General features: G+C 67.7%; 17 protein-coding genes. 12 read left to right on the forward strand and 5 right to left on the reverse strand.

Annotated features, from left to right (window positions below; translation table 11 throughout):
- The first annotated feature begins 5 nt into the window (after window positions 1-5).
- The 4 genes from AC1DY7_RS30085 (at window position 6) to AC1DY7_RS30100 (ending at window position 3,043) form a co-directional block, all read left to right on the forward strand.
- Window positions 6-1,364, forward strand: coding sequence for a hypothetical protein (locus AC1DY7_RS30085; protein WP_477497413.1), 1,359 nt, complete (start codon window positions 6-8; stop codon window positions 1,362-1,364).
- A gap of 156 nt (window positions 1,365-1,520) precedes the next feature.
- On the forward strand, window positions 1,521-1,931 hold the full coding sequence (locus tag AC1DY7_RS30090; protein WP_477497414.1) for a hypothetical protein: 411 nt from the start codon (window positions 1,521-1,523) through the stop codon (window positions 1,929-1,931).
- Between the two features lie 95 nt (window positions 1,932-2,026).
- Window positions 2,027-2,422, forward strand: coding sequence for a hypothetical protein (locus AC1DY7_RS30095; RefSeq protein WP_477497415.1), 396 nt, complete (start codon window positions 2,027-2,029; stop codon window positions 2,420-2,422).
- A 36-nt stretch (window positions 2,423-2,458) separates the two neighbouring features.
- Window positions 2,459-3,043 carry a hypothetical protein gene (locus AC1DY7_RS30100; RefSeq protein WP_477497416.1) on the forward strand — a complete coding sequence of 195 codons (585 nt, stop codon included), beginning with the start codon at window positions 2,459-2,461 and terminating at the stop codon, window positions 3,041-3,043.
- On the opposite strand, the gene coaA is transcribed toward AC1DY7_RS30100, so the two are convergent.
- Window positions 3,029-3,961: a type I pantothenate kinase gene (coaA, locus tag AC1DY7_RS30105; RefSeq protein WP_477497417.1), complete on the reverse strand. Its 933-nt coding sequence runs from the start codon at window positions 3,959-3,961 to the stop codon at window positions 3,029-3,031. The genes AC1DY7_RS30100 and coaA overlap by 15 nt on opposite strands.
- Before the next feature lie 30 nt (window positions 3,962-3,991).
- Between coaA and AC1DY7_RS30110 the strand changes: the two genes are divergently transcribed.
- The 7 genes from AC1DY7_RS30110 (at window position 3,992) to AC1DY7_RS30140 (ending at window position 11,751) form a co-directional block, all read left to right on the forward strand.
- Complete coding sequence (locus AC1DY7_RS30110; protein ID WP_477497418.1) at window positions 3,992-5,203, forward strand: DUF885 domain-containing protein; 1,212 nt, start codon at window positions 3,992-3,994, stop codon at window positions 5,201-5,203.
- 52 nt (window positions 5,204-5,255) lie between these two features.
- Window positions 5,256-6,710 carry a glycine hydroxymethyltransferase gene (locus AC1DY7_RS30115; RefSeq protein ID WP_477497419.1) on the forward strand — a complete coding sequence of 485 codons (1,455 nt, stop codon included), beginning with the start codon at window positions 5,256-5,258 and terminating at the stop codon, window positions 6,708-6,710.
- Between the two features lie 65 nt (window positions 6,711-6,775).
- Window positions 6,776-7,609, forward strand: coding sequence for an acyl-ACP desaturase (locus AC1DY7_RS30120; protein WP_477497420.1), 834 nt, complete (start codon window positions 6,776-6,778; stop codon window positions 7,607-7,609).
- A gap of 199 nt (window positions 7,610-7,808) precedes the next feature.
- Complete coding sequence (locus tag AC1DY7_RS30125) at window positions 7,809-9,122, forward strand: PhoH family protein (RefSeq protein ID WP_477497421.1); 1,314 nt, start codon at window positions 7,809-7,811, stop codon at window positions 9,120-9,122.
- Between the two features lies 1 nt (window position 9,123).
- On the forward strand, window positions 9,124-9,951 hold the full coding sequence (locus tag AC1DY7_RS30130) for a polysaccharide deacetylase family protein (protein ID WP_477497454.1): 828 nt from the start codon (window positions 9,124-9,126) through the stop codon (window positions 9,949-9,951).
- Window positions 9,952-10,028: 77 nt separating this feature from the next.
- A complete protein-coding gene (locus AC1DY7_RS30135) occupies window positions 10,029-10,481 on the forward strand; it encodes a PRC-barrel domain-containing protein (RefSeq protein WP_477497422.1) in 453 nt (150 codons plus the stop codon).
- Window positions 10,482-10,536: 55 nt separating this feature from the next.
- The gene (locus AC1DY7_RS30140) at window positions 10,537-11,751 is read left to right on the forward strand and encodes a cation:proton antiporter domain-containing protein (protein WP_477497423.1); all 1,215 of its coding nucleotides are present in this window, start codon (window positions 10,537-10,539) and stop codon (window positions 11,749-11,751) included.
- On the opposite strand, the gene AC1DY7_RS30145 is transcribed toward AC1DY7_RS30140, so the two are convergent.
- The 3 genes from AC1DY7_RS30145 to glpX are packed head-to-tail and all read right to left on the reverse strand — an operon-like array spanning window position 11,731 to window position 14,680.
- On the reverse strand, window positions 11,731-12,165 hold the full coding sequence (locus AC1DY7_RS30145; RefSeq protein ID WP_477497424.1) for a nuclear transport factor 2 family protein: 435 nt from the start codon (window positions 12,163-12,165) through the stop codon (window positions 11,731-11,733). The genes AC1DY7_RS30140 and AC1DY7_RS30145 overlap by 21 nt on opposite strands.
- A 50-nt stretch (window positions 12,166-12,215) precedes the next feature.
- Window positions 12,216-13,622 carry a class II fumarate hydratase gene (locus AC1DY7_RS30150; protein ID WP_477497425.1) on the reverse strand — a complete coding sequence of 469 codons (1,407 nt, stop codon included), beginning with the start codon at window positions 13,620-13,622 and terminating at the stop codon, window positions 12,216-12,218.
- A gap of 29 nt (window positions 13,623-13,651) precedes the next feature.
- Window positions 13,652-14,680, reverse strand: a complete 1,029-nt coding sequence (glpX, locus tag AC1DY7_RS30155) for a class II fructose-bisphosphatase (RefSeq protein ID WP_477497426.1) — start codon at window positions 14,678-14,680, stop codon at window positions 13,652-13,654.
- A 55-nt stretch (window positions 14,681-14,735) separates the two neighbouring features.
- Between glpX and AC1DY7_RS30160 the strand changes: the two genes are divergently transcribed.
- A complete protein-coding gene (locus tag AC1DY7_RS30160) occupies window positions 14,736-15,383 on the forward strand; it encodes a DUF4245 domain-containing protein (protein WP_477497427.1) in 648 nt (215 codons plus the stop codon).
- On the opposite strand, the gene AC1DY7_RS30165 is transcribed toward AC1DY7_RS30160, so the two are convergent.
- On the reverse strand, window positions 15,380-16,573 hold the full coding sequence (locus tag AC1DY7_RS30165; protein ID WP_477497428.1) for an AI-2E family transporter: 1,194 nt from the start codon (window positions 16,571-16,573) through the stop codon (window positions 15,380-15,382). The genes AC1DY7_RS30160 and AC1DY7_RS30165 overlap by 4 nt on opposite strands.
- Window position 16,574: the final 1 nt, after the last annotated feature.

Here is a 16,574-nt window from a genome sequence, read left to right on the forward strand (position 1 = left end):
CCGTCATGGCCGGGCTGTCGGCGGTCGTCTTCGCGCTCAGCTGGTGGCTCGGGTTGTATCTGTTGGCCCGCAATCCACGGAAGCCCGTGCTGGCGCTGGCCGCGGCCGGACTGACCAGCTTCGCTGCCGTCGTCGCGCTGGACGCCGTGCGGGTCGTCGCCGACTCGGAGCTGCTCGGGCAGGTCGAGGTGTACCTGGTGGTGCTGCCCGGCGTCTTCTGGTTCGCGGTGCTGCTGGAACTGTCCCGGCCCCACGACAACCCGGCCGGCCGGGCCCGGGAGGTCGCGGTCGTCGCGGCCGTGGCTGCGGTCGCCTTCACCGGCGCCGCCATGGCGGGCACTGTCGAAGGGCCGCTGCGGGCCGGGCACTGGGTGATGTTCGCGGCGGTGTCGGTGTCCTCGTTGGGCGCGATGGCGGCGACGACGCTGCGACCCGTGCAGCCCGTGCCGGTGGTGCGTTTCGTCCTGGTGGCCACCTTGTTCTTCGCGCTCGGCAACGCGATCCTGGTCATCCCGCTGGGACTGGTGCCGAGCTGGCTTGCCTTGGCGTCCACCGGATTCGACGTGGCCCTGCTCGGGGTGGCCGTCGCCCTGTCCGACGCGTTCGACGAGGGACAGGCGTTGCGGGCCGACATGCTGCGCTCGTTCGCGGCGACGTCCGTGGTGGCAGTCGTGTTCGGCGCACAGGCACTCGTCGGGCTGGCCGTGGCTGGTCCGTCCGCCCAGACCGCGCTGACCGTCCTGCTGTTCACCAGCGTCGCGATCGCCATCACCATCAACGTTCTCGCCGATCCGCTGGCCGGACTGCTGGACCGGGTGACGTTCTCGCGCTCCCCGGCGCTGCGTGCCGATCGCGCCGCGCTGCGCCGCACCGAGGCCGCCCTGCCGCTGCGTTCGGAGCACCCGCTGGACCGCGTCGACGACGATGCGTTCGCCCGGCTGACCCGCCGCGCGCTGGGCCACTACGGGGACCTGTCCAAACTCGTGGCCAGTCCGCTCACGGCACTCCCGGCCATCGATGCCCGGCTGGCCGCCCGCGGGGCACCCGACCAGCCGCTGGAACGGGCCAACGAACTCAAGGCTCTTCTCGCTGACCGGATCGCCGCACTCAAACCGCGCGACGGTGGCGACTTCGGCACCAGCGAGCAGTGGCGGCACTACAACTCGCTGTACTTCCCGTACGTCGCGGGTGTGCGGGCGTACGCCCAGAACGCCACGGCGTCGGGTCTGGACCCGGTGGCCCGCCAGGCCTGGCAGTGGCTGGTGACAGAGGTGCCGCAGCGGTCCCTGCACAACTGGCAGAACGCGGCGGCGCGCGTCATCGCCGCCGACCTGCGCGGCGGGCAGGTCGTGCATACGGCCTGAGCGGTGCCCATGAGGTCACTTCTCCTCGGCCTCGTCCCTCGGCCGCATCGGCGTGACCTGCGGTTGGCAGCGTCTGGCAGCGACGGGTGCAGATCTGGCAGCGGCTTTTCCGCAGTGTTGGGGGTGTCCAGAACCTCAACGAAGAGGGAGCCCGACATGACCATCACACTCACCCGGCGACCGCTGTCGGACAGTACGGATTCGCTGCTGCGGTTCGTGATGCGCGCCGATGCGACCGTTTGCGCGGGCACCGGCCTGCTGATCGCGGTGGCCGCCGACCCACTGTCGCGGCTGTCGGGCTTGTCGGCCGCCTCGGAATGGATAGCCGGTGCCGCGCTGGTGCTCTACGGCGCCTTGCTCCAAGTGCTCGCTGCGGTGCAGGGACTGCGCCGCGTCGGTGTCGGTGTCGTCACCGCCAACGTGCTGATCGCCGTCGTGACACTCGCAGTGTTGGCCGCCGGCGTTCTGCCCCTGACCACCGCGGGCGTCCTGATGACGCTGGCGGTCGTGCTGGCCACGCTCAGCTGCGCGTGGTTGCAGTACCTCGGAGTGCGCCGTCTGGCGTGACTCCCTTCGAACCCGGTGCGGGGTCGTCCCGCTAGAGGTTGGCGTGATGCCCCCGCACCGGTCTGTCCTCTCACCCAAGTAGGAAGGAACGCTCGATGACCGCAATCACAGCTCCCGCCACCAAGGATGGGTTGCTCCGTTTCGCGATGCGCCTGGACGCGGTGCTCGTGGGGATCGCCGGGATCCCGTTCGTGGCTGCCGCCGGCCAGCTGTCCGCGCTGACCGGAGTGCCGGTCGCCGTCGAGTACGGGCTCGGCGTGTTCTTCCTGACGTACGGCGTGGTCGTGTTCTGGCTCGCCGGCCGGGATCGGGTGCGGCCCGGCGCGATCGGCACCATCGCCGCCAACGCGCTCTTCACCGTCGGCTTCGTCGGGCTGGCGGAGGCAGGGATCTGGCCGTTGACCACCTGGGGCTACGTGCTGTTGTTCGGTGGTGCGCTCTACACCGCGGTCATCGGCGCGGTGCAGTACGCAGGGTTGCGCCGCCTCTGACGCGGGCATTTGCGACCGCTCGGCACACTGGGAGGGGTGGACATCGAATGGGGGCAACGTCATACCGACCGGCTGCGAACCGTCCGAGTGGGCTGGGACGGAACCGAGGTGGGGGCGCCGTGCTTCGGGCCGGACTGGGAACCGGAGCCCGACGACGTGCACCTGCTGCGTATCGCCACTGAGTTCGGCACCTGCCCGTCGGGCACCTACCTGTACGGTCGCCCGTCCGCCGATCACGAATGCTCGTTCTTCGTCGAGGAACTGCCGGAGGAGTGCGGCTTCGTGTTCACCGACGCGCACCGCGCGCTGCTGGCGAAGATGAGTTGGGAGCTGTCGGACCCGTACCTCGACGAGGAGATCCCGGGTGCCGATCCCAAGCGGCCCTACGGCGACTTCACCTTCTATCAGTTGGAGATGGCGCTGCATCTGGGATTGATCCCGGCGCAGAAACCGGCCGGGTATGACCCGATGACGCCCGACATCGTCGACGCCATGACCGCGCTGCACGTCCAGATGCAGCCCGCCCTGCAGGTCTTTCTGCAACATTTCGCCCTTGCCGACGGCCTGGTGTTCTCCGGGGAGGACTGGGGCGGCTGGGAGCGTAGATCAGAGCTTGCGTAGCCGCAGCCGGTTGATGGAGTGGTCGGAGTCCTTGCGCAACACCAGCGTTGCGCGCGGCCGGGTCGGCAGGATGTTGTCGATCAGGTTGGGCCGGTTGATCGAATGCCAGATGTCGCGGGCGGCGAACACGGCCTGATCGTCGGTCAGCGTCGAGTAGTGGTGGAAGTGCGAGGCCGGGTCGGCGAAGGCGCCGGCCCGCATCGACAGGAACCGGGAGATGTACCAGCCCTCGATGTCCTCGATGCGCGCGTCGACGTACAGCGAGAAGTCGAACAGGTCCGAGACCATCAGCGCCGGCCCGGTCTGCAGCACGTTGAGACCCTCGAGGATGAGGATGTCGGGCTGGCGGATCAGCTGCTTCTCGCCGGGCACGATGTCATACAGCAGGTGTGAGTACACCGGGGCGCACGCGACATCGGCTCCGGATTTGACCGCCGTCACGAACCGCATCAGTGCGCGCCGGTCGTAGCTTTCCGGAAAACCCTTGCGGTGCATCAGGTTTCGTCGGCGCAGCTCAGAATTGGAGTAGAGGAAGCCGTCGGTGGTCACCAGGTCCACCCGCGGGTGGTTGTCCCAGCGGGCCAGCAGCGCCTTGAGCACACGGGCCGTGGTGGATTTTCCGACGGCGACGCTGCCCGCCACACCGATCACGAACGGCACCGGATTCACCGGCGTCTGCTCGCCGAGGAATTCCGAGGTGGCGGCGAACAGCAGCTGATGTGCGGCGACCTGCAGATGGATCAGCCGGGCCAGCGGCAGGTAGACCTCTTCGACCTCGAGCAGGTCGATCTGCTCGCCGAGGCCGCGCAGGCTGCGCAGTTCCGGCTCGGACAGCGCCAGCGGCGTGGCCATGCGCAATGAGCGCCATTGGGCTCTGTCGAACTCCACATATGGGCTCGGCTCACTAGGCCGCGGCATGTCGTCAGTCTTACATCTACGGTTGAGGTCATGGACGCCGGTACGGATTCAGAGGCCCTGATCCACGAATATCTGCTTCTCGGACTGCGCTTCGACCGGGTCGAGGAGGGCTACGTCGATTCGTTCACCGGCGACCCGCGGCTGCGCAAGCGGGTGGCCGACGAGGCCGCACCGGACCCGGCGGATCTGGCGCGCCAGGCCCAGCGGTTGCTGTCGCAGGTCCCCGGCAGCGGTCTGGACGGGCCGCGCGCGGACTACCTCGCGGCGCACCTGAAGGCGCTCGCCTGCGCGGGCCGCAAGTTCGCCGGCGAGGATGTCGGGTTCGTCGAGGAGGTCCGCGAGTATTTCGACGTGGACATCGCCAAAGGGGACCCGCAGCGCTACCGCGACGCGCATCGCAAGCTCGACGAAGCGGTCGGTGGCAGTGGGTCGCTGGCCGACCGGATGCACGCCTACCGCAGCGGGGAAGAGATCCCACCCGCCCGGTTGGAGGAGGCCATCCACGCCTTCTCCTCGGCGCTGCGGGACAAGGTGCGGGCCACCTATCCGCTGCCCGACACCGAGACCGTCAACTACGAGGTGGTCACCGACAAACCGTGGTCGGGGTTCAACTACTACCTCGGCGACTACACGTCGACCGTGGCCGTCAACGCCGATCTCAAACAGCAGATGTCCAACCTGCCGCGGCTGGTGGCCCACGAGTCCTACCCGGGCCACCACACCGAGCACTGCCGGAAAGAGGCAGGCTTGGTGGCACGCGACGGGCAGGCCGAGCAGACCATCTTCCTGGTCAACACGCCGCAGTGCCTGATGGCCGAGGGTCTGGCCGACTTGGCGCTGTACGCCGTGGTGGGCCCGCAGTGGGGCCCGTGGGCGGCGGAAATCTACGCCGACCTCGGGTTGCGCTTCGACGGTGAACGGGCCGCAGCCGTCTCGGAGGCCTCGGCGGCGCTGGCCGATGTGCGCCAGGACGCCGCACTGATGCTGCACGACGAGCACCGCGACGTCGACGAGGTGGTCGCCTACCTGTCCACCTGGCTGTTGACCTCCGAGAGCCGGGCCCGGCAGATGCTGAAGTTCCTGTCCTCTCCGCTGTGGCGCGCATACACGAGCACCTACGTCGAGGGTTATCGGCTGCTGCGCGGGTGGCTGGATGCCCGACCGGCCGAGGTGTCGCTCACCGAGCGGTTCGGCCGACTGCTGGACGAACCGCTGATCCCGTCCGCTCTGCGGGTGGGTTAGGGCCGCCTCGCCCCGGTAATCCGCCTGATCGTGGGGCGATACTCTTACGGGCATGACTGCAGATTCGACGGTCGGCGCACTCGGCGCCGACTACGCCGCCACCGCCAGCGAGGCCTATCGGGCCGCCTTGCAGGTCATCGAGCAGGTCGAGCCCCGGATTGCCGCCGCAACCCGCAAAGAGCTTGCCGATCAACGTGATTCGCTGAAGCTGATCGCCAGCGAGAACTACGCCTCCCCGGCGGTGCTGCTGACCATGGGCACCTGGTTCTCCGACAAGTACGCCGAGGGCACCATCGGGCACCGCTTCTACGCGGCCTGCCAGAACGTCGACACCGTCGAGGCGCTGGCCGCCGAGCATGCGCGGGAACTGTTCGGTGCGCCCTACGCCTACGCGCAACCGCACTCCGGGATCGACGCCAACCTGGTTGCGTTCTGGGCCATCCTGGCCACCCGCATCGAGGCCCCCGGCCTGGCCGAATTGGGCGCAAAACACGTCAACGACCTGTCCGAGGCGGACTGGGAGACGCTGCGCAACAAGCTGGGCAACCAGCGACTGCTGGGCATGTCGCTGGACACCGGCGGCCACCTGACCCACGGCTTCCGGCCGAACATCTCGGGCAAGATGTTCCACCAGCGCAGCTACGGCACCGACGCGCAGTCCGGCCTGATCGACTACGCCGCCGTCGCCGCGGCCGCCCGTGAGTTCAAGCCGCTGATCCTGGTGGCCGGGTACTCGGCCTACCCGCGCCGGGTGAACTTCGCCAAGATGCGTGAGATCGCCGACGAGGTGGGCGCCACCCTGATGGTCGACATGGCGCACTTCGCCGGCCTGGTCGCGGGCAAGGTGTTCACCGGTGACGAGGACCCGGTGCCGCACGCGCACGTCACCACCACGACCACGCACAAGTCGCTGCGCGGCCCGCGCGGTGGCCTGGTGCTGGCCACCGAGGAGTACGCGCCCGCCGTCGACAAGGGCTGCCCGATGGTGCTCGGCGGACCGCTGAGCCACGTCATGGCGGCCAAGGCCGTGGCGCTGGCCGAGGCCCGCCAGCCCTCGTTCCGCGACTACGCCCAGCGCATCGCGGACAACGCCAAGTCGCTCGCCGACGGCTTCCTCAAGCGGGACGCCCGACTGGTCACCGGCGGCACCGACAACCATCTGGTGCTGCTCGACGTCACCTCGTTCGGCCTGACCGGTCGGCAGGCCGAGTCCGCGCTGCTGGACGCCGGCATCGTCACCAACCGCAACTCCATCCCCAACGACCCGAACGGGGCCTGGTACTCCAGCGGCATCCGGTTCGGTACCCCGGCGCTGACCACCCGCGGCTTCGGCGGCGAGGACTTCGACCGCGTCGCCGAACTGGTGGTCGACGTGCTCACGAACACCTCGGTGGAGGGTTCGTCGAAGGCCAAGTACAAGCTGGCCGACGGCACCGCCGACCGGGTCAAGGCCGCCTCCGCCGAGCTGCTGGCCGCCAACCCGCTGTACCCGGGGCTGACGCTCTGAGCATGGGAGAGCGACACGTCGCCGGCAATTTCGAGAAACATGTGTACGAGGGTTACAGTTATCTCATGGCAGAGAAAACGCCGCCGGTTGCCAATACGCTGACGCTCGAGCTGGAGCCTGTTGTCGCCGAGAACCTGGCTCGCCACCTCGCGACGGAAGAGCCGTGGTACGGCCACGACTACGTCCCGTTCGACCAAGGCGAGAACTTCGCGTTCCTGGGCGGCAAGGACTGGGACCCGTCCGATGTGACGCTGCCCAAGCCGGTCACCGACGCATGCGAGATCCTGCTCATCACCAAGGACAACCTCGCCGCGCATCACCGCGAGATCGTCGAGCACTTCATCCTGGACAAGAAGTGGGGCCGCTGGATCGGCCGCTGGACCGCCGAGGAGCACCTGCACGCCATCGCGTTGCGCAACTACCTCGTCGTCACCCGCGAGGTCGACCCGTCGGCCAATGAGGACGTGCGCGTCGAGCACGTCATGAAGGGCTACCGCGCCGACACGCTGTCCCAGATCGACACGCTGGTGAACCTGGCGTTCTTCGAGCGGTCGAATGCGGTGTTCTGCCGCAATCTGGAAGCTCAGATCACCGAGCCCACGCTGAAGGGCCTGATCGGCAAGATCGCCGCTGATGAGGAGCGCCACGCGGTGTTCTTCGCCAACCTCGTCGCCCACCTGGCGCAGACGGCACGCACCGAGACCGCAGCGGCCGTCGCCGCCCGGGCCGCGGTGCTGGGCGCGGTCGGTAGCGATATCGACGCATACGCCGACAAGGTGGCCTCCGTGGGGTCCGCGGGCATCTTCGACGAGGCCGCACGGCGGGCCGTCGTCGCCGACCTGATCGCCGCCTGGGACCTGTCCGAGGAACCAGTGTTACGAGAGTTCACGCGCGCGTAACCTGTTGTGCCGGTTGACCCGGCGCGCCTGCCAAGCGCACTGCGCGGACCGGGAGTAGCGTCCATTCCGATGGCTAGCGAATTGCTTTGCTGTCCGGGCGGTACCGATCTTTTCGCGAGAACGGGGCCGGCCCCGGTCCTAGGTACCGCGGTGCCCGCCGAAAAGCTTCCGCGGGGCCGCGGAGGTCTAGGAGCGCCTCGTGACCGATTCGCCGATCCGGACCTACGTGCTCGACACTTCCGTGCTGCTGTCCGATCCCTGGGCATGCACACGGTTCGCCGAGCATGAGGTGGTTGTCCCTCTCGTGGTCATCAGCGAGCTGGAAGCCAAACGGCACCATCACGAACTCGGCTGGTTCGCCCGACAAGCCTTGCGATTGTTCGACGACCTACGCCTGGAACACGGCAGGCTGGATCAGCCGATCCCGGTCGGCCGTCACGGTGGCGTCCTGCACATCGAGCTCAACCACAGCGATCCGACCGTGCTGCCGGTGGGCTTCCGCACCGACACCAACGACGCCCGGATCCTGACCTGCGCGGCCAACCTCGCGGCCGAGGGCAAGAACGTCACCCTGGTCAGCAAGGACATCCCGCTGCGCGTCAAGGCGGGCGCGGTGGGCCTGACAGCCGACGAATACCACGCCCAGGACGTCGTCACCTCCGGCTGGACCGGGATGACCGAGCTTGACGTGGCCGCCGAGGAGATCGACACCCTGTTCGCCGACGGCGACCTGGATCTGGCCACGGCACGGGATCTGCCGTGCCACACCGGAGTTCGGCTGCTCGGCGGAAGCTCGTCGGCACTGGGACGGGTCAACGCCGACAAACGGGTGCAACTGGTCCGCGGTGATCGCGAGGTGTTCGGCCTCCGGGGAAGGTCAGCCGAACAACGCGTCGCCCTCGATCTGCTGCAGGACGAGTCCATCGGCATCGTGTCGCTCGGCGGCAAGGCGGGTACCGGCAAGTCTGCGCTGGCGCTGTGTGCTGGCTTGGAGGCGGTCCTCGAGCGCCGCACCCAGCGCAAGGTCGTCGTCTTCCGGCCGCTCTACGCCGTCGGCGGCCAGGATCTGGGTTACCTGCCTGGCAGCGAGAGCGAGAAGATGGGGCCGTGGGCGCAGGCCGTCTTCGACACCATGGAAGGGCTCGCCAGCCCTGCGGTACTCGAAGAGGTCCTGAGCCGCGGAATGCTGGAAGTGTTGCCGCTCACCCACATTCGCGGTCGCTCGCTGCACGACTCATTCGTGATCGTCGACGAGGCGCAGTCCCTGGAGCGCAACGTGCTGCTGACGGTGCTGTCCCGGCTGGGCGCCGGATCGCGGGTGGTGCTCACCCACGACGTCGCGCAGCGCGACAACCTGCGGGTGGGCCGGCATGACGGTGTGGCGGCCGTCATCGAGAAGCTCAAGGGTCACCCGTTGTTCGCGCACATCACGCTGATGCGCAGCGAGCGTTCGCCGATCGCGGCGCTCGTCACCGAGATGCTGGAGGAGATCACCCCCGACGCGCTGCCCTGATCTGAGTGATTTCGGCGCGTTTACCCGCGTCGGAGGGCTGTCCGGCCACATCCGCCGTGACGATCCCGACGTGGTGAACTGCGCCGAGGTCAAATGCGTCGCGCTGACGTTCGACGACGGCCCCGGCCCGTACACCGACCGGCTGCTGAAGATCCTGGCCGACACCGATTCCCAGGCGACGTTCTTCCTGATCGGCAACAAGGTCGCGGCCAATCCCGAAGGCGCCAAACGCATCGCCGAAGCCGGCATGGAGATCGGCAGCCACACCTGGGAACACCCGAACATGACGGCCATTCCGCCGCAAGACATTCCCGCACAGTTCAGCAAGGCCGGCGACGCCATCGAGGCCGCCACCGGGAAGCGCCCGAAGCTGGTACGCACCGCGGGTGGACTGGTCGATGACGCGGTGCTGGCCGAGGCGGCCAAGCAGGGTCTGGCCGACATCAACTGGGACGTCATCCCGTTCGATTGGTTCAACGACGCCAATACCGCCGCCACCCGCTACATGCTGATGACTCAGATCAAGCCCGGCTCCGTGGTGCTGTTTCACGACACCTATTCCTCCACCGTCGATCTGGTGTACCAATTCATCCCGGTACTCAAGGCCAATGGCTACCACCTGGTGACCGTCAGCCATCTGCTCGGCGAGCGCGCACCGGGGTCCAGCTACGGCAGCCGCGAAAACGGGGCACCCGCAAACGTTCTCACCGACCTGCCGGCCGCCGAGATTCCCGCGCTGCCCGCCACGCCGTCGCCCGCACCGATGCCGAATTTCCCCATCACCGATATCCCCGGCGCGAACTCCGGAGGTCCCAACAACGGGGCTTGACCTGGTGATGTTTAGCCGCGGGGTCAAGGCGGCTACCCGATCTGTGGATGATCGTTCCCCAGATGGAGGAGAAGTTCATGACCAGCACGGCGCAGCACTTCGTCGGTGCGACCGCGTATGACGTCACCGGTCACAAGATCGGCAAGATCCATCAGATTTTCGTCGACGCCTACACCCACGAGCCGAAGTGGGTCACCGTCAACCATGGGCTGTTCGGCCTGTCCTCTGCGTTCGTTCCGCTCGCGGGTGCGCACTGCAACCGCAATGCCGTGACCGTCGCCGTGGACAAGGACACCATCAAGCACGCACCGAATCTGCGTGCACGCGAAGGCATCACCCCGGACGAAGAGCAGGTGCTGGTTCAGCACTATCACCTGCCGGCAGCGCCCCTGCCCGCCCCGAAGCCGCCGGAGCGGCCGGCGGCCCGGCACAGCGCGGGTATCGGTATCGCCACCGCGGCAGCCGGGATGGGCGGCACCGCCATCAACACCGCGGCACTCGGCGCCAACAACGCACAACCCGACGAATGATGCCGTGCGGCGCGCGTAGTTCGCCGCCGCGGCCAAACCCCTAGTATTTCGCGGTATGCACACCGGCACCGCGCTAGCCCTGACCGTGCTGGTGCTGATCTACGCGGTGATCTCGGGTTTGGTCAACAAGTGGTACCTGGCGCCGGCGCTGGTGTTCGTGGTCATGGGCATGATGCTCGGCCCGTTCGGGCTCGATGTCATCGCCGCCGACGACACGCACACGTTCACCACGCTGGCCCAGTTGGCCCTCACCGTCATCTTGTTCAATCAGGCGGCCTCGCTGGACCTGGTGCAGGCCATCCGTCGCGGCCATGCCACCTTCCGGCTGTTGATCGTCGGCATTCCACTGGCGTTGGTGCTGGGCACGGCGACGGCCCTGGTGCTGCTGCCTGTGCTCCCACTGTGGGAAGCGGTGTGTCTGGCCGCGGTGGTGGCGCCGACGGAGGTGGCGCTCATCGATGCGCTGCTCGAAGACCAGCGCATTCCCGAACGTGTTCGGCATGCGCTCTCGGTGGAGAGCGGATGTTACGACGGCTTCGCGCTGGCAGCCGCCCTCGCGGCGCTGGCCTTGGCGTCCGAACACTCCGACGGCGACGTCGGTCACTGGGGCTGGTTCCTGGTGCACACCGAGTTGCTCGCGGTGGTCCTCGGAGCGGCCATCGGACTGCTCGGAGGAGTGGTCGTCGTCGCCTCGTGGCGGCGCGGCTGGATGAACGACACCTGGGCGCAATTGGCCACCGTCGCAATGGCTCTGGTGTGCTTCGGACTGGCCGAACGCGTGCACGCCAGCGGGTTCGTGGCCGCCTTTGTGGGCGGTCTCGGCTTCGCCGCCGTGGCCCGTCATGCGGACACGTCGGTCCCGACCCAGGTGTCCGACGCCGCGGGCCAAGTACTCGAGCTGGTGGTCTTCGCCATCTTCGGCGGGTACGCCATGTTCATGGGCTGGCGCGAGATCGACTGGCGCACCGTGCTGTTCTGCGTCGCCGCCTTGTTGCTGGTGCGCCCGCTCGCGGTGCAACTCGCGCTGATCGGCACCGATGTCCCGATGCGCAGCCGATTGTTCGTGGGGTGGTTCGGCCCCCGCGGCATCGGCACCTTGGTGCTCGGTCTGCTGGTGCTCGGGCACGGCGGTATCCAGAACACGGCGGTCATCACCGAGGCGGTCGTGATCACCGTGACGTTGAGCCTGCTGCTGCACAGCCTGACGGCCTGGCCGGGCATCAAATTCGTCGCGCCCGACCGGCTGGCGTCAGGCGCCGTTCAGCCGTGATCCGGGTGCGAAACCCTCGGTGACCACCCGGCGGTGGGCGAACAGCCAGCCGCCGTCGGGCCCCGGTACCGTCACATCACGGTAGGTCCCCCAGTGGTCGAGGCCGCGCGTGCCGATGAACTGAAAGCACGCATAGGTTTTCGCGGTGCCGTCGGGCTGCGGCTCGATGTAGATCGAGCTCAGGTGGTGCCGGGCCGGCAGGAAGTCGGCGTCGGCGAACCGGCCCGCGGTGTCCCGGAACATCCCGAGCACGGCGTCGGGTCCGACCCACCGTCCGTCGCCGATCTCCAGGACCCCGTCGGGGGCGAACAGTTGGGACAGGCGTTCGACCTTGCCCGTGTCGGCCAGGTACTGGTAGCTGGTCAGCAGATGTGTGACCTGGACCCGGATTTCGTCGCCGAGTGTGAACGTCACGACAGAATCAGCCCGACAGCGTCGTCAGGTTCACACTCGGCAGACATCGCCTAGTCGCCTGGCTTGACCTTGGCCATCGCGAGCACGTCGAGGCGCTTGTCCAGTTCGGTCTCGGAGAGCTTGTCGCCGATGAGGCCGCGGTCGATCACCGTCTGGCGGATCGTCTTGCGTTCCTTGAGGGCTTCCTTGGCGACCTTGGCGGCCTCTTCGTAGCCGATCGCCGAGTTCAGCGGCGTCACGATGGACGGCGAGGACTCGGCCAGCTCACGCAGATGTGCCTCGTTGGCCACCAGACCGTCGATGCACTTGGCCGCGAACAGCTTCGACACATTGGTGAGCAGCGTGAACGACTCCAGCACGTTGCGCGCCATCATCGGGATGTAGACGTTCAGCTCGAACGCGCCCGACAGGCCGCCCACGGTGACGGCGGCGTCGTTGCCGATGACCTGCGCGGCCACCTGGGTAACCGCTTCCGGCAGAACCGGATTCACCTTGCCCGGCATGATCGAGCTACCCGGCTGCAGGTCCGGCAGCTGAATCTCGCCGAGACCGGTCAGCGGGCCGGAGCCCATCCAGCGCACGTCGTTGGCGATCTTGGTCAGTGACACCGCGACGGTCTTCAGTGCCCCGGACGCCTCGACGAGTCCGTCGCGGGCGGCCTGAGCCTCGAAAGAGTCCTTGGCGGTGCGCAGTTCGGCGATCCCGGTCTGGGCGACCAGCACGTCGACCACCTTGGCGCCGAAGCCCTCGGGGGCATTGAGGCCGGTGCCGACGGCGGTGCCGCCGATGGCCAGCTCACCGAGGCGGGGGAGCGTCGCCTTGACCCGCTCGATGCCGGCCTCGATCTGACGGGCGTAGCCGCCGAACTCCTGGCCCAGCGTGACCGGAACCGCGTCCATCAGGTGGGTGCGGCCGGACTTGACGGTGGTGCGCCACTGCCGAGCCTTGACGGCCAGCGACTCGTGCAGGATCTCCAGCGCCGGGATCAGGTGGCGCACAGCGGCTTCGGTGGCCGCGATGTGCGTGGCGGTGGGGAAGGTGTCATTGCTGCTCTGCGACATGTTGACGTCGTCGTTGGGGTGGATGGTCACGCCGTTGGCGGCCGCGATGGACGCGATGACCTCGTTGGCGTTCATGTTCGAGCTGGTGCCCGAGCCGGTCTGGAAGACGTCGATGGGGAACTGGTCATCGTGCAGTCCGTCGGCGATCTCACCGGCGGCGGCGATGATCGCGTCCGCCTTCTCCGCGGCGAGCAGCCCCAGGTCCTTGTTCACCTGGGCGCAAGCACCTTTGAGCAGACCCATCGCGCGGATCTGGGTCCGCTCGAGGGGGCGGAACGAGATGGGGAAGTTCTCCACCGCTCGCTGGGTCTGGGCGCGCCACAGGGCATTGATGGGCACCCGGACTTCGCCCATGGTGTCGTGCTCGATCCGGTACTCGACTGCGCTGTCGGTCATCTGGGTCCTTTTTCTCGGTGCAGGAAGGGTCAGGGAAGCGGGTGTGCTGCGGACAGGTCCCCGGTGAAGTCCACCGCGGAGTATTCGTTGAGCTTGGCGAGGCGGTGGTAGGCCTCGATCATCCGGACGGTGCCGGACTTGGACCGCATCACGATGGACTGCGTGGTGGCACCGCCGCCGGAGTACTGGACACCCTTGAGCAGGTCGCCGTCGGTGACGCCGGTGGCGGAGAAGAACACGTTCTCACCGGAGACCAGATCCTCGGTGTGCAGCACCCGGTCCAGGTCGTAGCCGCGGTCCAGCGCCTTCTGGCGCTCGTCGTCGTCGGTGGGGGCCAGGCGGGCCTGGATGGCACCACCCATACAGCGGATGGCCGCGGCGGCGATGATGCCCTCGGGGGTGCCACCGATGCCGACCAACAGGTCGGTGCCCGAACCGGGACGGCAGGCGGCGATCGCGCCGGCCACGTCACCGTCGGAGATCAGCCGGATGCGGGCACCGGCCTCGCGGACGTCGGCGATCAGCTGCGCGTGCCGGGGCCGGTCCAGGATGCAGACGGACAGATCGGCGACGCTGGAGTTCTTGACCTTGGCCACGCGCTTGATGTTCTCGGCGATGGGAGCCGTGATGTCGATGACGTCGGCGGCGTCCGGGCCGACGGCGATCTTGTGCATGTAGAACACGGCCGACGGGTCGAACATGGCGCCGCGCTCGGCGACCGCGAGCACCGAGATGGCGTTCGGCATGCCCTTGCTCATCAGCGTCGTGCCGTCCACCGGGTCGACGGCGAAATCGCATTCCGGACCGTCGCCGTTGCCGACCTCTTCGCCGTTGTAGAGCATCGGGGCGTTGTCCTTCTCGCCCTCGCCGATGACCACCACACCGCGCATCGAAACCGAGTTCACCAACTCGCGCATGGCGTCGACGGCAGCCCCGTCACCACCTTCTTTGTCGCCGCGACCCACCCAGCGACCGGCGGCCATGGCCCCGGCCTCGGTGACACGAACCAGTTCCAGTGCGAGGTTACGGTCGGGGGCCTCCCGGCGCGATGGCGTCATGGGGCAGATTCTCCCATTAGTGATCCGAAGTTTGGGAACTGGGATACTGGCTCTCATGAGTACCCCGCGGGACCCGGATACCGACACGCCGATCATGGTGCCGGTGCCAGCGCCCGCCAAGAACCGGCTGCTGCAGGACGGCCGCGACATGTTCTGGTCCATGGCCCCGTTGGTGCTGGCCTGCATCGTGCTGGCAGGCGTGCTGGGCATGTGCTCGTTCCAGCCCAGTGGCCCCGGTGTGGGACCCGCGCCCAACTACGACGCACCGGCCGCACTGAAGGCCGATGCCGCGGCGCTGAAGATCCCCGTCCGGTTGCCGGTGCTGCCGCAGGGCTGGACCGCGAACTCCGGGGGCAGGGGCGGCATCGACGGCGGTCGCGTCGACCCGGCGACCGGTCAGAAGACCCGCGCGGTCAGCTCCCGGGTGGGCTATCTGTCGCCCACCGGGATGTACCTGTCGGTGACGCAGAGCAATGCCGACGAGGAGGCGCTCATCTCGTCCCTCGACATCGACCTCGTGCCCACCGGAACGCAGGATGTGGACGGGGTGAAGTGGGTCGTCTACGAATCCGGCGAGGGCGAGCCCGCCTGGACGACGCGACTGCCTGATGGCGCGCAGCTGGCGATCACCGGAGCTGCTGGGGCCGACGAGTTCCGGGTGCTGGCGAAGGCGGTCCAGATCGCGCAGCCGCTGCCTGCCTAGTTGTCGGTCGTGGGCGCAGATTTCGCAGGCGTGGGTCGGCGATGTGCGTTCGCCCGGGCCTGGGTGATCAGCCGTTTGATCAGGCCCGGTTTCTTCGGTTCGTCATCGTCTTCGGTGCCCATGTCCATCGGGACACCCTTGTAGACCCACAGGTAGACGCTGATGGTCGTGACGATGACGATCATCACCACCGGCCCGATCACGATGCCCAGGAAACCGAACATGGTGATCCCGGCGAACACCGAGAGCAGCATCAGTGCCGAATCCAGCCTGGCTTCCTTGGGGACCAGGATGGGGCGCAGCACGTTGTCGATGTTGGTGACCACCAACAGGTGGAAGACGACGACGAAGATGCCGCCGCCGACGTTGCCGAACAACGCCAGGCCGATCCCGAACGGGATCGTGACGATGCCGCCGCCGAGTGGAATGACCGACAGGGCGGACAACAGGATCGCGAAGATGAAGAAGCCGTCGTGGAATCCGGCGACGTAGATGGAGATGGCGCCGGCCACGCCCTGGGCGAGGGCGATGACGAATTGGCCCTGGACGGTGCCGCGCACCATGGCGGCCATCTTGGCCAGGTACAGGTCGGTGACCTCTTCGCCCAAGGGGTTGAGGCGACGGATCAGCAGTCGCAGGTCCTCGCCCTTGACCAGCATCGAGATGAAGACGTAGAGGAAGATGACCGCTGCGGTGAGGCCGCCGAACAGACCGCCCGCCGCGCCCTGCAGGAATTCCAGGCCCCACTGACCGGCCCGCTGCGCGAACGTCACCACCCATTTCTGCAGCGACTCCGGGGTGATGTTGGTGCTCTGCAGGAACGGCACCTTGTCCAGTGACTCGTTGAGCAGTCGCAGCGACCGGTCGCCCAGTGAGCTCAGGTCGGTCTTGCCCACCCAGTCGGAGACACTGCGGACCATCACGCTGATCTGCACCACTCCGATGGCGACAGCGCCGGCGATCGGCACGATCACCATTACCAGCGCAGCCAGCAGGGTCAACGTGGCGGCCAGGCCGTTGCTCAGCTTCTTGCGCAGGCGTTCGTACAGCGGATCGAACAGGTAAGCCACCACCGCGGCCACCACGATCAAGATGAAATAGCCACGCAGGAAGTACGCCCCGAAGGCGATGGCGACGACGGTCGCGATCGCCAGCGCCCTCTTCTGGGTGAGGGTGAACTCGGTATCCACA

This window comes from Mycobacterium sp. P2_H7, from assembly GCF_056403275.1.

Coding starts and splice junctions, on each gene's coding strand:
- AC1DY7_RS30140 (WP_477497423.1), top strand. CDS start 10,537: ATGCACACCGGCACCGCGCTAGCCCTGACCGTGCTGGTGCTGATCTAC.
- AC1DY7_RS30115 (WP_477497419.1), top strand. CDS start 5,256: ATGACTGCAGATTCGACGGTCGGCGCACTCGGCGCCGACTACGCCGCC.
- AC1DY7_RS30085 (WP_477497413.1), top strand. CDS start 6: ATGGCCGGGCTGTCGGCGGTCGTCTTCGCGCTCAGCTGGTGGCTCGGG.
- coaA (WP_477497417.1), bottom strand. CDS start 3,961: ATGCCGCGGCCTAGTGAGCCGAGCCCATATGTGGAGTTCGACAGAGCC.
- glpX (WP_477497426.1), bottom strand. CDS start 14,680: ATGACGCCATCGCGCCGGGAGGCCCCCGACCGTAACCTCGCACTGGAA.
- AC1DY7_RS30135 (WP_477497422.1), top strand. CDS start 10,029: ATGACCAGCACGGCGCAGCACTTCGTCGGTGCGACCGCGTATGACGTC.
- AC1DY7_RS30090 (WP_477497414.1), top strand. CDS start 1,521: ATGACCATCACACTCACCCGGCGACCGCTGTCGGACAGTACGGATTCG.
- AC1DY7_RS30150 (WP_477497425.1), bottom strand. CDS start 13,622: ATGACCGACAGCGCAGTCGAGTACCGGATCGAGCACGACACCATGGGC.
- AC1DY7_RS30095 (WP_477497415.1), top strand. CDS start 2,027: ATGACCGCAATCACAGCTCCCGCCACCAAGGATGGGTTGCTCCGTTTC.
- AC1DY7_RS30110 (WP_477497418.1), top strand. CDS start 3,992: ATGGACGCCGGTACGGATTCAGAGGCCCTGATCCACGAATATCTGCTT.
- AC1DY7_RS30160 (WP_477497427.1), top strand. CDS start 14,736: ATGAGTACCCCGCGGGACCCGGATACCGACACGCCGATCATGGTGCCG.
- AC1DY7_RS30120 (WP_477497420.1), top strand. CDS start 6,776: ATGGCAGAGAAAACGCCGCCGGTTGCCAATACGCTGACGCTCGAGCTG.